General features: G+C 69.1%; 9 protein-coding genes, 1 tRNA gene and 1 pseudogene. 2 read left to right on the top strand and 9 right to left on the bottom strand.

Annotation, left to right across the window (positions count from 1 at the left end):
* Positions 1–259 (top strand): annotated as a pseudogene (locus AB0J58_RS33625) (hypothetical protein); the annotation flags it as partial.
* A 112-nt stretch (positions 260–371) separates the two neighbouring features.
* Positions 372–983, top strand: a complete 612-nt coding sequence (locus AB0J58_RS33620; RefSeq protein WP_364223537.1) for a helix-turn-helix domain-containing protein — start codon at positions 372–374, stop codon at positions 981–983.
* A 40-nt stretch (positions 984–1,023) separates the two neighbouring features.
* Here AB0J58_RS33620 and AB0J58_RS33615 read toward each other — a convergent pair.
* The 9 genes from AB0J58_RS33615 to topA all read right to left on the bottom strand — a co-directional run bounded on the left by AB0J58_RS33615 (position 1,024) and on the right by topA (position 13,961).
* Positions 1,024–1,100: transfer RNA gene (locus AB0J58_RS33615), tRNA-Thr, on the bottom strand.
* Positions 1,101–1,164: 64 nt separating this feature from the next.
* On the bottom strand, positions 1,165–2,661 hold the full coding sequence (locus tag AB0J58_RS33610) for an alpha/beta hydrolase (RefSeq protein WP_364223535.1): 1,497 nt from the start codon (positions 2,659–2,661) through the stop codon (positions 1,165–1,167).
* Positions 2,662–2,788: 127 nt separating this feature from the next.
* Positions 2,789–3,640 (bottom strand): regulatory iron-sulfur-containing complex subunit RicT, encoded by an 852-nt coding sequence (ricT, locus tag AB0J58_RS33605; RefSeq protein ID WP_343971717.1) that lies wholly within the window; start codon positions 3,638–3,640, stop codon positions 2,789–2,791.
* A gap of 219 nt (positions 3,641–3,859) precedes the next feature.
* The gene (locus tag AB0J58_RS33600) at positions 3,860–5,014 is read right to left on the bottom strand and encodes a glycosyltransferase family 4 protein (protein WP_364223533.1); all 1,155 of its coding nucleotides are present in this window, start codon (positions 5,012–5,014) and stop codon (positions 3,860–3,862) included.
* Entirely contained in the window at positions 5,011–5,763 is a 753-nt protein-coding gene (locus AB0J58_RS33595) for a hypothetical protein (RefSeq protein WP_364223531.1), read from the bottom strand. Before AB0J58_RS33595 ends, AB0J58_RS33600 begins: the two co-directional genes overlap by 4 nt.
* Positions 5,764–6,244: 481 nt before the next feature.
* Complete coding sequence (locus AB0J58_RS33590; protein ID WP_364223529.1) at positions 6,245–7,426, bottom strand: DNA polymerase III subunit delta'; 1,182 nt, start codon at positions 7,424–7,426, stop codon at positions 6,245–6,247.
* Between the two features lie 104 nt (positions 7,427–7,530).
* Positions 7,531–9,594 (bottom strand): dTMP kinase, encoded by a 2,064-nt coding sequence (gene tmk / locus AB0J58_RS33585; protein ID WP_364223527.1) that lies wholly within the window; start codon positions 9,592–9,594, stop codon positions 7,531–7,533.
* Positions 9,595–9,773: 179 nt separating this feature from the next.
* Positions 9,774–11,177: a metallophosphoesterase gene (locus tag AB0J58_RS33580; RefSeq protein WP_364223525.1), complete on the bottom strand. Its 1,404-nt coding sequence runs from the start codon at positions 11,175–11,177 to the stop codon at positions 9,774–9,776.
* Between the two features lie 132 nt (positions 11,178–11,309).
* The gene (topA, locus tag AB0J58_RS33575) at positions 11,310–13,961 is read right to left on the bottom strand and encodes a type I DNA topoisomerase (RefSeq protein WP_343971417.1); all 2,652 of its coding nucleotides are present in this window, start codon (positions 13,959–13,961) and stop codon (positions 11,310–11,312) included.
* Positions 13,962–14,116: the final 155 nt, after the last annotated feature.

The raw sequence follows: 14,116 nt of genomic DNA, 5'->3' as shown, positions 1-14,116 counted from the left end.
CACCTGGTACAACCACGAGCACTACCACTCCGGGATCGGCTACCACCACCCGGCCGATGTGCACTACGGCCGCGCCGGCGTCGTCCGTGACCGACGCGCCCGTGTCCTGGCCGCCGCCCACGCCACGCATCCCGAGCGGTTCGCATCCGGCGGCATCCCCGCCCCGCCCGACCTGCCCGGACCGGCATGGATCAACAAGCCCAAGAACGACGACACGAACGAGCAGAAGGACACGCCAGAACAGCCGACACAGAATTAGCCCAGCTCAACTGCCTTGATTAAATTGACAGGTTCCGATCTGTATGTCGCGTCCTGGTCCATCGGCGGTGGAGATTCATCTGAGTGAGGTTGAGCGTGCTCGGCTGATCGGTATGTCGGCGGAGCCGTCGAGGCTGGCGATCCGGGCGAAGATCGTGCTGGCGTGTGCCGAGCCGGGGGCAAGCAACGCGCAGGTGTCGCGGGACCTGGGAGCGGCATTGGCCACGGTGCGCAAGTGGCGGGCGGCCTTCGCTCGCGGTGGGATCGACGGGCTGGTCGACGAGGTGCGTCCAGGACGACCGAAGTCGGAGTTGTCAGTGACCGACCAGGAACGGGCCACGCTGCAGCGATGGGCGCGGCGGGCGAAGTCGTCGCAGGTCCTGGCGATGCGGTCGAAGATCGTGCTGGCGTGCGCGGACGGCAGGGACAACCAGCAGATCGCGGCTGAACTGCGGGTGCATCCCGACACGGTGTCGAAGTGGCGGACCCGGTTCATTCGGCTGCGGCTGGACGGGCTCATCGACGAACAGCGGCCGGGCCGGCCGCCATCGATCACCCTGGACCAGGTCGAACAGGTGGTGGTGGCGACGCTGGAGGAGACGCCCAGAGGGGCCACGCACTGGTCGCGGGCCTCGATGGCCGAGCGCAGCGGGCTGAGCAGGTCGACGATCGGGCGGATCTGGCGGGATTTTGGGCTCAAGCCACATCGCAGTGACACCTTCTAGCAAAAGGCCCCCACCGGAACCCGGTGGGGGCCTTTCGACCTGGAGCCGCCTTGGGGAATCGAACCCCAGACCCCTTCATTACGAGTGAAGTGCTCTGGCCGACTGAGCTAAGGCGGCGTGCCGTGTTTCACCACGACTTACGGCAGTCTACAGGCTCCCAGGGCCTTCCCGCGCACCGGAATCAGCCGATCTTCGGACACTGGGTTCCGTCGGCGGGGACGGTCAGATCGATCAGGTAGTCGTCCACCAGGCGATCCACACACGCCGAGCCGGTCAGATAAGCGGTGTGGCCGTCTCCGTCGAAACCGACGAGGACACCGGAGGAGAGCTGGGAGGCGAGGGCCTCTGACCACTGGTAGGGCGTGGCGGGGTCGCGTCTGGTACCGACGACCATGATGGGCGGAGCTCCGGGGGCGTCGATCTTCTCCCGGGCACCCGCCTTGACCGGCCAGTACGCGCAGGGCAGTGAGCTCCACATGACGTACGCACCGAACAGTGGGGCGACCCTGGCCGCCTGTTCGGCCGCCTCGGCGTAGGCGGCGGGGTCTTGGGGGTAGACGCTGTCGACGCAGTTGACCGCCAGGTTGGACTCGGTCTGGTTGGTGTACTCGCCGTCCTCCCCACGGTCGACCAGCAGGTCGGCCATCCGGAGCAGGACGGTGCCGTCACCCTTCAGCGCCTGGGCCAGCGCCTGGCGGAGGACCGGCCATGCCTGCCGGTCGTAGAGCGGGGTGATCACACCGAGCATGGCCCAGGCCTCGGTCACCGTACGGTCGTCGCCGGTCCTGTTGGTCAGGGAGGCGGTGTCCGCCCTGCGGAGCAGCTCGGTGATCTCCGCACGGGCGGAGGCGACGGAGCCCTGGAAGGGGCAGTCGGTGGCCGCGAGGCAGTTTTCCAGGAACGCGTCGAGGGCGACCTCGAAACCGCGTGCCTGCGCGGTGTTCAGCTCCAGCGGGCCGAGCGAGGGGTCCACGGCGCCGTCCAGGACGAGGGCGCGGACCCGGTCGGGAAAGAGATCGGCGTAGACGGCACCCAGCTGTGTGCCGTACGACTTGCCGAGGTAGGTGAGGTGGGAGTCACCGACGGCGGCACGCAGCAGGTCCATGTCCCTGGCGGCGCCGGCGGTGCCGACGTACGGCAGGAGCCTGCCCGATCGGGTCTCGCATCCGGCGGCGAACCGTTGCGCCCCCTCCTTGAGCACGGTGACCTCTCCCGGTGAGTCGGGCGAGTTGTCGAGGCCGACGAAGACGTCCAGCTCGCTCGCCGACAGACACCGGACGGGCGCGGACTCGCCGACCCCGCGCGGGTCGAAGCCCACGACGTCGAAGCGCTCGCGAACCGCCTCGCTCACCGCGGTGCGGGCACTTCGCGCGTACTGCACTCCGGAGGCACCCGGCCCGCCGGGATTGAGGAGGATCGAGCCGATCCGCTTCCCCGAGGCCGGGAGCCGGATCACACTGAGCTCGATCTTCTCGCCGTCCGGCTTGCTGTGATCGAGCGGTACGGCGAGCTTGGCGCACTCGAAACCGTCCTCGCACTCGTTCCAGCCGAGAGCCGCTCCCGCCACACCGCGGCCGGCTCCGGTGCCGCCACTGGCGTCGGCGGGGACGTCGGCGCCGGTGCACGCGCTCGCGAGCAGGGCCACCGCCGCCAGTACGGCGGTCACACGGGATCTCACGCCTTGTCCGTTCCGTAGTCCGTAGGTCGGGGTCACACGCGGATCCGGCAAGGGGGCCGACACGCGGAGAGGCTGAACGGTCGAATCCTACGCCCGCGCCGAGACCCCGTGACGGGAAGCCGATCGGTCACCCTTCCGGCCCGCTCTCGGCGACCCGCACCGCGCCGCCGTACGCCTCGTCGTGCTGCTTGCGAGGGGAGCAGACCGAGGCCGACGGGCAGGCGCAGCGGCGACCGCCGTCCTCCAGGCGGACCACGACGGAGTCCGAGGGCACGTTGCGGCCCACGACGGTCCCGGCCCCCTCGGGGGTGTCGACCTTCAGCCCGATCCGGGGCATCCTGCTCTGAGCGTCGAGGTAGAGGGGGTGCTCGTACTTCAGGCAGCACATCAGCCGCCCGCACGCCCCCGCGATGCGCAGCGGGTTGACCGGCAGGTCCTGGTCCTTGGCCATCCGGACGGAGACCGGCTCGAAGTCCTTGAGGAAGGTGGCGCAGCACAGGTCGCGGCCGCAGGGGCCGATGCCGCCCTGGAGGCGGGCCTCGTCGCGCGGGCCTATCTGGCGCAGTTCCACCCTGGCGCGCAGGTTGCGGGCCAGGTCGCGGACGAGGGCGCGGAAGTCGACCCGTTGCGGGGCGGAGAAGTAGACCGTGTAGACGTTCTCCGCGTCCAGGTAGTCGACGCCGACGACCTTCATCGGCAGCGTGTGCCGCTTGATCAGGCGCTTGGAGACGCTCCGGGCCTCCGCGCGGCGCCGTTTGTTGCCCTCGTCGCGGGTCAGGTGTTCCTCGGTCGCGATGCCCGCGCACAGCGGCAGCCCGCCGATCTCCTCGCTCGTCCACTGCGGCGCCCAGACGCACTCGGCCACCTCGGGTCCGGCCTCGGTGGGCACCAGCACCTTGTCACCGACCTTGGGGCTGTGCTCGCCGGGGTCGAGGTAGTACAGCCTGCCGTAGCGGGTGAAACTCACCGCCATGATCATGCCCATATGGCTCCAAACCTGGGGGTACGGCTCGTGCTCACCCTACGCTCCGCACCCTGCAGAGCGCGGGGCCGCCAAGAGGTGAACACGGGCCGCCCCATCGAGAACCTGGTGGCTGGAGCTCCGGGGACGAGCACTGCTCCCTTTCGAACAGCCCGCGGGGAGAGAGTCGTCTGTCGGCGCGGGGCCCGTCAACGGCCGGGGCCCCCGGGCAGCCGCTCAGCGGCCGAGTTGGGCGAAGGACTTCTCCCAGCGTTCGGCGATCGTCGAGATGTCGTAGCTCCGGGCCGTCTGGAGGGCGTTCTTGGCCATCCTGTGGCGGCCCTCCTCGTCGTCGATCATCTGGATCAGCCCGTCGGCCAGGGCGTCCACATCGTCGGCGGGGACCAGCAGTCCGTCGATCCCGGGTGTGATGATCTCGCGAGGTCCACGGGGGCAGTCGAAGCTGACCACCGGCACCCCGGAGGCGAACGCCTCGATGATGGTCATGCCGAAGCCCTCGAAGCGGGAACTGACCGCGTGGATCGACGCCTTGGCGAGCTCGCCCTCGATGTCACCGGTGGGACCCATGAACGTGACGTTGTTGTGCAGCCGCAGCTTGACCGCCTGCTTGATGAGCTTGTCGCCGACCCGGCCCTCGCCGTAGATCCGCAGCTTCCAGTCGGGACGTTCCCTGGCCACCCGGACGAACGCCTTCAGCAGCCGGTCGTACCCCTTGACCGGCACCAGCCTGCCCGCGGCCAGCACGATCCGGTTCTCCTGCCTGGAGCGTGGACGCGGTCCGCCGGGCAGCCCGTTGCCGATGGTGAACACCCGGGTGGGCGACCCGTTGAGCATGTTCCGGTAGTCGTGCTCGTCGGCCTCGGTGAGGGTGACGACCGCGTCCAGCTTCGGGTACCAGGTCCGGATCTCCTCGAAGATCCCGGGCTGATGCGCCTCGAAGTGCAGGTGCTCCTGGGCGATCGTGACGACCTTCCTGCGGGCATACCTCGCGGCCATGATGTTGAGACCCGCGCGGGTGGTGATCAGGACGTCGCTGCGGAGTCTGCGCAGCTCGCGGACGAGGACCTCGTCGCTCCAGGCGCTGAAGGACGCGTAGGCGCGCTCCTCGGGGTGGATCAGCGCGCTCTCCCGCGCCCCCAGCCGCTCGGCCCTCTTCGTGTACGGCCAGCGGACCCTGGCCCCCTCCCGCAGGTCCACCAGCGAACGGAGCCTGACCCCGGGGCTCAGCGGCAGGAAGGGGGTGTCGGTGTGCTGGAAGACACTGACGATCTCGACCTCGTGCCGCTCGGACATGGCGGCGGCGAGGTCGAAGGTGGCGCGGATGGTGCCGCCCATGCCGTAGGCGTTGAGAATGAGAAAGGAGATCTTCATGGTTTCTCCCCTTCGATGCTGAGCGCGACGGCGAGACTGTCGGTCTCGGTGTAGTACGGGCGGACCCTCACCTGCCCGACACGCTGGGCAGGAAAACGAACTTTGACCTTCTTCTCCGTTATGTCATCAAGACGGGTCGCCAGCGGCAGCCGGATCCCGGAGATCTCCGCGTACAGGTCCCAGAAGACCCGGCGCCGTACCTGCGCCTCGGCCATCGGCGCGATCTCGATCGCTCCCTCGAACCACCGTCCCTGGAACGTCGCCGGCCCGCTCACCGGCTCCGGCCCCCGGCGGGCCACCGCCACAAGCCGGGCCTCCCCCCGGATCGGGTCACCGTACGCGACGGAGCCCTCGACGGCGATCACTCCCTCGTCGGCGGTCACCCGGATCACCTCGACGTACGGTTCGACCTCGCGGATCCGCAGGCCCAGCGTGCCGAGGGAGGTGCGGAACGCCCTGATCTCCCGGTTGCGGCGGGTCTCGGCGTAGGACCAGAGCCCGTCGAGCGAGAACCCCGGGTCGTCGGTGGCGACGGGCTCGCCCCGGCACGAGGCCATCCAGAGCCCCGGGGCCAGCACCGTCAGGTCCGCCGCCCCGCACTCCTCACCGGTCTCCGCATGCCGGAGGACGATCTCCGCGTCCGTCGGCGCCGACCATTCGATCCTCAGCGTGTCGTCATCGTCTACCCGGCTCGTGACGGCCCGCCCGCCCACGGACGGGACCACCCGGTGGCGTGCCTCGGTGCTCACTGAAATTCCCCCGGCCTTCGCTGCTCATCCCCGTAGAGCAGGACACTTCCCGTTGTTTTATAACAAAAGCATTGATTTTTGCCCGTGAATCCTAACGACCCACACTCATGCTTTGAGGTGATTTAGCGAGCAATGGTTCCATCTAATCGGAAAAAGGTGGGTAGGAGATGCACAGTCACGACGATCGCGGTCCTTCACCAGCCGATATCCGTCACGCCGGGTTACTGGAAACTTCGAAGTGTCCGATATCGGCCAAAGTTGATCAGCCCGAACTCCGGCCCCCAGCGGACCACGATGTGCGCCTCCGAACCATCCATGTCCGCCGGCCGGAAACCTCCCGGCCATCGCGGTGGCGCACGTCCGCCTGCCTGCCACCCCGGCATAGGGCCCACCGATCGCCTCAAGGTTCCGGTCTGCCCAATTCCTATATTTCAGCCTATAACGTAAAAACCGCCTCCGGGTCGCCTCCCGTCAAGGCGGATCAGAGCCGGGGCTGACGCAACGAGAGAGTCATCGACTCCACGGCCATCTGCGGGCTGACATTGGCCGCCAGCCTCCTCCGGCAGCGCATGATGGCGTCGATCCTGCGCAGGGTGTCCTCCGGGGTGGAGGCACCGGCCAGGTCTTCCAGATCGGCGCGGCGGTCCTCGCTGGCCAGTTCCACGTGTGCGCCGAACTGCACGGCCAGCACGTCGCGGTAGAACGCCACCAGGTCGAGCAGTGCCGCGTCGATGACGTCGCGCTTGGTGCGGGTCGCCCGGGACTTCTGCCGGTCCTCAAGGTCCTTGAGCGCCCCGGCACCACCGCGGATCAGCCCCCTGTTGAGCCCCTTTCCGGTGGAGCCCTCGCCGTAGACCTGGCGCAACTCGATGATCTCCGCCTCGTTCAGCACCGCCGTGACCGCGGCGGCCTCGTCCTCGGCGGTCTTCACCAGGCGTTCGGCGGCCATCACGCACTCCCCGACGCCGGTGAGCGACCGGGGGATGGACAGCACCGCCTCGCGACGCGAGCGCGCCTCCTCGTCCAGGGCTAGCCTGCGAGCGCGGTCGATGTGCCCCTGGGCGGCCCTGGCCGCGAACTCCGCCATCGTCGGCGGCACGTTCTCGCGCGTGGCCAGCACGTGGGCGACCGCCGAGGTGGGCGGGGTGACGAGCGTGACGATCCGGCAACGGGACCTGATAGTGATCATCATGTCGTCCGGAGCAGGCGCGCAGAGCAGCCAGACGGTCTTCGGCGGCGGCTCCTCGATGGCCTTGAGCAGCGCGTTGGACGCCCCCTCGGTCGCTCGGTCGGCGTCCTCGAACAGCACGACCCGCCAGCGGCCCAGCGTCGGCGCCCCGGCCGCGCGCAGGATGAGCCTGCGGGTGTCCTTGATGCCGTACGAGAGTCCCTGCGGGCGGACGATCTCCAAGTCCGGGTGGGAGCCGACCGACACCTGGTGGCACATGTCGCAGTGGCCGCACCCCTGCTCGGGGCAGAACAGCGCGGCGGCGAACGCCCGCGCGGCCTCCTCACGCCCGGACCCGGGCGGCCCGGTGAACAGCCACGCGTGAGTCATCCCGGCACCGCGCCCCCCGGCCAGCAGGTCGGCACCGGCCGCCGCGGCCCGGCGGAGCGTCATGGCGGCCCGCTCCTGTCCCACAAGATCATCAAAGACTCCCACGGACCCAACCTACCGCCGGTGCCGGTCGCGTCGCCGGGTCAGGAGCTCACGGAGAGGACTCTCCCGCGACCTCGGCTCCGCTCACGGCTCGCGGAGGCACCGGGTCAGTCGCGAATCGCCGGGATGGTCCCGGTGACGTCCTCCGACTCCTGTGGCACCGGGTCGGGCATGATCTCGCGAACCCGGTCGTAGATGAGCGAGGAGATCCGTTCCTGGGTCAGGGTCCCGTCGAGGACCAGGTAGCGATCCGGCTCCGCGGCGGCCAGCGCCCGGAACTCTCGGCGGACGCGCTCATGGAACTCCAGCGGCTCCGACTCGATGCGGTCGGCGGCCCCGCCCAGCCGGGCCAGCCCCACCGACGGCGGGGTGTCGATGAGCACGGTGAGATCGGGAACGAGCCCACCGGTGGCCCAGCCGTTGATCCTCTTGACGTCCTCGATGTCCAGCGCCCGGCCCGCGCCCTGGTAGGCCAGCGACGAGTCGACGTACCGGTCGGAGATCACCATGGAGCCCCGCTGGAGGGCCGGGCGGATGACCTTCTCCACATGCTCGGCCCGGTCGGCCGCGTACAGCAGGGCCTCCGACCTCGCGGACAGCCCCTGGTGCACCGCGTCGAGCAGGATCGCGCGCAGCCGCATGCCCACCTTGGTCGAGCCCGGCTCGCGGGTCTGTACGACGTCGAAGCCCTGGTCGCGCAGCCAGATCGCCAGCAGCCTGGACTGGGTGGTCTTGCCCGACCCCTCACCACCCTCGAAGGCGATGAACATCCCGCGTGCCTGCTCGGCGCTCTCGGGGGCGAACCGCTCCCCGCGTGCCGCGGCGATCAGGTCGGCGACGATCGAGACGCCCCTGCGGTCGTCCATCTGCCGTAGCGCGACGGTCCCGACGGCCACCGCGAGCAACCCGCCGACCAGCAGCACCAGGTTGGAGCCGTCGAACTGGTAGACCGGCTCCTGCCCGACCCTGATCTCCCGCTCACCGAACAGGCCCGCCAGGGTCGGCGCGACCGCGACCACCAGCAGCAGGGTCACCCGGGCGAGCGACTGCAGGAAGGAGAACGTGCGGCCCCGCAGGTTGTCGTCCACCTCCAGCCCGATCATCGTGTAGCCGATGATCCAGGCGATTCCCGCGCACGCGCCGAGCAGCACGGTCAGCAGGACGACGATCACCAGGTTGTGGACGAGCGCGATCGCGACGAGGACCACCCCGGCCACCACGATCGACAGGCCGAACAACCGTCGCCGCGACAGCTCCCTCAGCAGCCTCGGCCCGAAGAACATGCCGGACGCCATGCCGACGAAGACCGCCCCGAAGACCACGCCGTACGCCGCGTCGCCGCCGCCCAGCGCGCCCACGTAGATCTTGGCCACCCCGACCACCGCACCGCCGGCGGCGAACGCACCCAGCATGCCGATGATCAGGCCGCGGATCAGCCGGTTACCGCCGACGAACCGCCAGCCCTCGAAGATCTGCCGCAGCACCGACGGCGTGGAGGTCGCGGCCCGCGCGCCGGCCTTCGGGATGTCCTTGAGCGAAAGGATGATGAAGGCCGAGACCAGGTAGGCGAGCGCGTTGATGAACAGCGCCAGGTAGGTCTCCCGCTGGGCGAAGAACGGCACCAGGTTGCCCAGGGCGTCGTCGGCGACCGACAACACCGCGAACAGCAGCGCGGCGACCGGCGCGGTCCCGTAGGTGACCAGGAGGTTGAGCTGGTTGGCCTCCTCCAGCCGCTCCTTGGGCACCAGGTTGGGCACCGTGGCGTCCTTGGCCGGAACCCAGAAGAGGTTGACGCACTCGACCAGGAAGGTGGCGATGATCACCCATTGGTAGTTGCCGATCAGCGGGATCGACAGCACCAGCGCGAAGCGCAGGAAGTCGCAGAAGAACATCGTCATCCGCCGGTCGAACCGGTCGGCGAACGCGCCGGCGAGCGGACCCAGCAGGATGGCGGGGAGCATCTTCGCCACGAAGACGCCTCCGATGGCCAGGCTCTGGACCTTGTAGCCGGACCCCACCGTGAGGTTGCCCGCCAGGGCGGTCAGTGCCAGCAGGTTGAGCCAGTCTCCGAGGCTGCACACCGACATCGCCGTCCACAGTTTGCGGAACGGGGTGTTGGCCAGCACGTGGGGGGGCTTGCGTCGCGCGGTGCTCCGGCCAAGGGTGGTCATAGTGTCAGCGTATCCAGGTGCTCGCTGGGCTGGGGAGAACATGAGCCAGGCGAGAACGCCCGGCTGCCCGTCGCACGAGGGTAATGCCTCCGCCCTGTGCCCCGCAGGTGTCACACCCGAAAAGAAGCGTCAGATGCTCGTGTTTCCAGTGATGCGTCCCCTTCCCGATCGGTGCCGGACTACCGAGACTTCTCGTTCCGGACTTCCAGCAGGGTTATCTCGGGCGGGGCGCCCACCCGGACCGGCGGCCCCCAGAAACCCGCGCCCCGCGTCACGTAGACCTGGGTGCCGTCCACCTCGCCGAGACCGGAGACGACCGGCTGCTGCATCGGAATGATCAGGTTGAAGGGGACCATCTGCCCTCCGTGCGTGTGGCCGGACAACTGAAGGTCCACTCCGTAGGTGGCCGCCTGGACCGCCTGGACCGGCTGGTGGGCGAGCAGGACCGTGGAGCGGGAGCGGTCACGGCCCCCCAGCGCCCGCTCGAAGTCCGGACCGTCACCCGATGCGACGCCGCCGACGTCGTTGACCCCGGCGAGATCGAGCACGGCTCCCCCGTGGGCGATCTCCACACGCTCGTTGCCCAGCGGGCGGACGCCGAGTTCGCGGAGTTCCTCGATCCACTCCTGCGGGCCGCCCGCGGTGTAGTACTCGTGGTTGCCGGTGACGAAGTAGGCGCCGTAGCGGGATTCGAGATCCTTCAACGGCCTGGCCAGCGGGCCGAGCTCGGCCACCGTGCCGTCGACCAGGTCGCCGACCACGGCGACCACGTCGGCCTCCAATGAGTTGATCATGCGGACGATGCGCCGGGTGTGCTCCGTACCGGTGAGCGGGCCCAGGTGGATGTCGCTGACAACCGCGAACCGCAGGCCGTTCAGGCGCGGATCCAGCCTGGGCAGCACCACCCCGACCGACTCGATCACCGGGTCGCCGAGAGCGGTCCTGATCCCGAACCCGATCGTGCCGAGCGCCCCCGCCCCGGCGGCGACCGCCGCCGTACGGGCGATGAACAGCCTCCTGCTCAGCCCGGCCGTGTCCTTCGCCCCTCCGCCACGCGGCGTGCCTCCGGGGCCCGGTACGACCACCACCCCACCGATCGCGGACTCCCCACGGTCGGTCCGGGCCACCGAGACGGACCGGAGGGAGTGCTCGGGATGAACGGCGGCCACGGACGCCGGTGTGACGGCGGTTTCGGATCGAACGGCGAGCTCCGGCTGCGCGTCTCGTTTCGCACGGCGGGCGGCCACCCCCGGCGGCACCCCGCGCCGCTCGGCCCGGTGCTCCACCCCGCGCACCACCAGCAGGGCCACGGCCCTGGGGATCTCCAGGACCACCAGGAACACGAGGAGGTAGAACATCGTCGCGATCCAGAAGAATCCCGGCCACGCCAGGAAGTGCCCCCACTCACTGCGGGAGGCGACCAGCGTCACGGGGGCGAGCACCGCCAGGCCGACGAGGACCCAGGTCAGCACCCGGCGGGTCCGCCCCGGCCGGGTGGTAGAGCGGACCAGACGACGCCACAGGTAGTAGTGGACCACCGTGATCGCACAGATGACCAGCGATACGAAGCCCACGATCGTCACTTGCCTTCCCTTTCGCGCCCACCGGCCATCCCGGCGCGTTCCGAAGAACGCCCGAAACGGCGAATGCGTTCCCGGCGGGCGCGGTGACCCCACGGGCCAGAGCCCCGTACGAGGTGCCCTGGCTCGGCGGCGTCAGGCCTTGGCCTTGGCCCGGGTGGTGCGGGGACGCTTGGGCGCCGGGCCACGGGCACGGCGGTCAGCGAGAAGCTCGGCGGCGCGTTCGGTGGTGATCTGCTCGACCTCGTCCCCCTTGCGCAGCGAGGCGTTGGTCTCCCCGTCGGTGACGTAGGGCCCGAACCGCCCCTCCTTCACCACGATCGGCTTCTTGGAGACCGAGTCCTCGCCCAGCTCGCGCAGCGGCGGCGCGGCCGCGGCCCGCCTGCCCCTGGTCTTGGGCTGGGCGAACAGCTCCTTGGCCTGGTCGAGGGTGACCGTGAACAACTCCTCCTCCGACTTCAGGGAACGAGAGTCGGTGCCCTTCTTGATGTACGGCCCGAACTTGCCGTTCTGCGCCGTGACCTCCTGGTCGTCGATCACCCCGAGCACCCTCGGCAGCGAGAGCAGAAGCAGGGCGTCCTCAAGGGTGACGGTGTCCAGGGACATCGACTTGAGCAGCGACCCGGTGCGCGGCTTGGGAGCGTCGGCCTTCTTGGTCTTCTTCTTGCCCTCGGCCGGAGGCGCCTCCACCGGCAGGATCTCGGTGACGTACGGGCCGAAGCGGCCGTCCTTGGCCACGATCACGTGCCCGGTCACCGGGTCCTTGCCCAGCTCCCGGTCACCCGTCGGGCGGGAGAACAGCTCCTCGGCCATCGACGCGGTGAGCTCGTCGGGGGCCAGGTCCTCCGGCACGTTCACCCGGACACCTTCGCGGTCCAGGTACGGGCCGTAGCGGCCCACCCGGATCATGATGTCGGTGCCCCTGATCGAGAACGAGCTGATCTCCTTGGCGTCGATCTCGCCGAGATCGGTGACCAGTTCCTTCAGCCCCTCGCCGCCGTCCACGCCGAAGTAGAACCGGCGCAGCTCGGGCACCCGCTCCGCCCGGTCGTTGGCGATGTCGTCGAGGACCTTCTCCATGTCGGCGGTGAAGTCGTAGTCGACGAGGTGGCCGAAGTGCCGCTCCAGCAGGTTGACCACCGCGAACGCCAGGAAGGACGGCACCAGGGCGGTGCCCTTCTTGAAGACGTAGCCGCGGTCCAGAATCGTTCCGATGATCGACGCGTACGTCGAAGGACGGCCGATCTCCCGGTCTTCCAGCTCCTTGATCAGCGACGCCTCCGTGTACCGGGCCGGCGGCTTGGTGGCGTGCGACAGCACGTTCAGCGCGGACGCGGTGAGCGGGTCGTTCTCGCTCAGGTTCGGCAGGCGCTTCTCGGAGTCGTCGCGGTCGGTGGACGGGTCGTCCGCGCCCTCGACATAGGCCTTCAGGAAGCCGTGGAAGGTGATGGTCCGCCCGGAGGCACTGAACTCGACCCGCTCCCCCGAACTGGACGTGCCGTCCACCTTGACGGTGACCGACTCGCCGACCGCGTCCTTCATCTGGGAGGCCACGGTCCGCTGCCAGATCAGCTCGTACAGGCGGAACATGTCACCGGTCAGCCCGGTCTCGCCCGGCGTGCGGAACTCCTCACCCGAGGGGCGGATCGCCTCGTGCGCCTCCTGCGCGTTCTTCACCTTGCTGGCGTAGACGCGCGGCTTGTCGGGCACATAGGCCGAGCCGTAGAGCTTGATGGCCTGGCTGCGGGCGGCGGCGACGGCGGTCTCCGACAGCGTGATGCTGTCGGTCCGCATGTAGGTGATGAAGCCGTTCTCGTAGAGGCGCTGGGCGACCTGCATCGTCGACTTCGCGGAGAAGCCCAGCTTGCGGCTGGCCTCCTGCTGCAGCGTGGTCGTCCTGAACGGCGCGTACGGCTTGCGGGTGTACGGCTTGCGCTCGACCGACCTGACCTTGTACGGCACCCCGGCCAGCCGCCCGGCCAGGGCCTGGGCGGCCTGCTCGTCCAGGTGCAGCACATCGGCGCTCTTGAGGGTGCCGTTGCTCGCGAAGTCCCGGCCCTGGGCGACGCGCTTCCCGTCCACGCCGGTCAGCATGGCGGTGAACTCGTGCGGAACCTCGTCGCCGCCGGTGTCGAGCAGCGCCTGCAGGTCCCAGTAACTCGCGCTGGTGAACGCCAGGCGCTCGCGCTCGCGCTCCACGACCAGCCGGGTCGCCACGGACTGCACGCGCCCTGCCGAAAGCCGGGGCTTGACCTTCTTCCACAGGACCGGGCTGACCTCGTAGCCGTAGAGACGGTCGAGGATGCGCCGGGTCTCCTGGGCGTCGACCAGCCGCAGGTTCAGGGCGCGGGGATTGGCCACCGCCTCCTGGATCGCCCGCGGGGTGATCTCGTGGAACACCATGCGGTGCACCGGGACCTTGGGATTGAGCACCTCGCGGAGATGCCAGGCGATCGCCTCGCCCTCGCGGTCCTCGTCAGTGGCGAGATAGAGCTCGTCGGCATCCTTGAGCAGCTGCTTGAGCTTGCTCACCTGTGCCTTCTTGTCGTGGTTGACGACGTAGAGCGGCTCAAACTCGTGATCCACATTGACGCCGAGGCGTGCCCAGGACTCCCCCTTGTACTTCTCGGGGATGTCGTCGGCCTTCTCAGGGAGATCACGAATATGCCCGATGCTGGACTCCACGACGTAGCCGCGGCCGAGGTACCCGGCGATGGTCTTCGCCTTGGAAGGCGACTCGACGATCACCAGGCGGTTTCCGCCGGCGTTGCCGTTCTTGGCTGGCACGCTGCTTCCTACCTCGCTGTTCGCATTCGTTCCCCGTTTACTTCCCCTCGGGTTACCCGATCTGAGTCGGGAACACTCCCAAGGAAAGCCGCAAGGACGCAGAATAAAGCCCTATGAGTGTCGACGTCCCTCAGCTCACCCTCGGAGACTAATCG

The sequence above is a fragment of the Streptosporangium sp. NPDC049644 genome (assembly GCF_040675205.1).
In the GTDB taxonomy this organism is placed as follows: Bacteria; Actinomycetota; Actinomycetes; order Streptosporangiales; family Streptosporangiaceae; genus Streptosporangium; species Streptosporangium fukuiense.
Note: the sequence above shows the minus strand (reverse complement) of the source record. Positions and strands in the feature narration are given on the sequence as shown.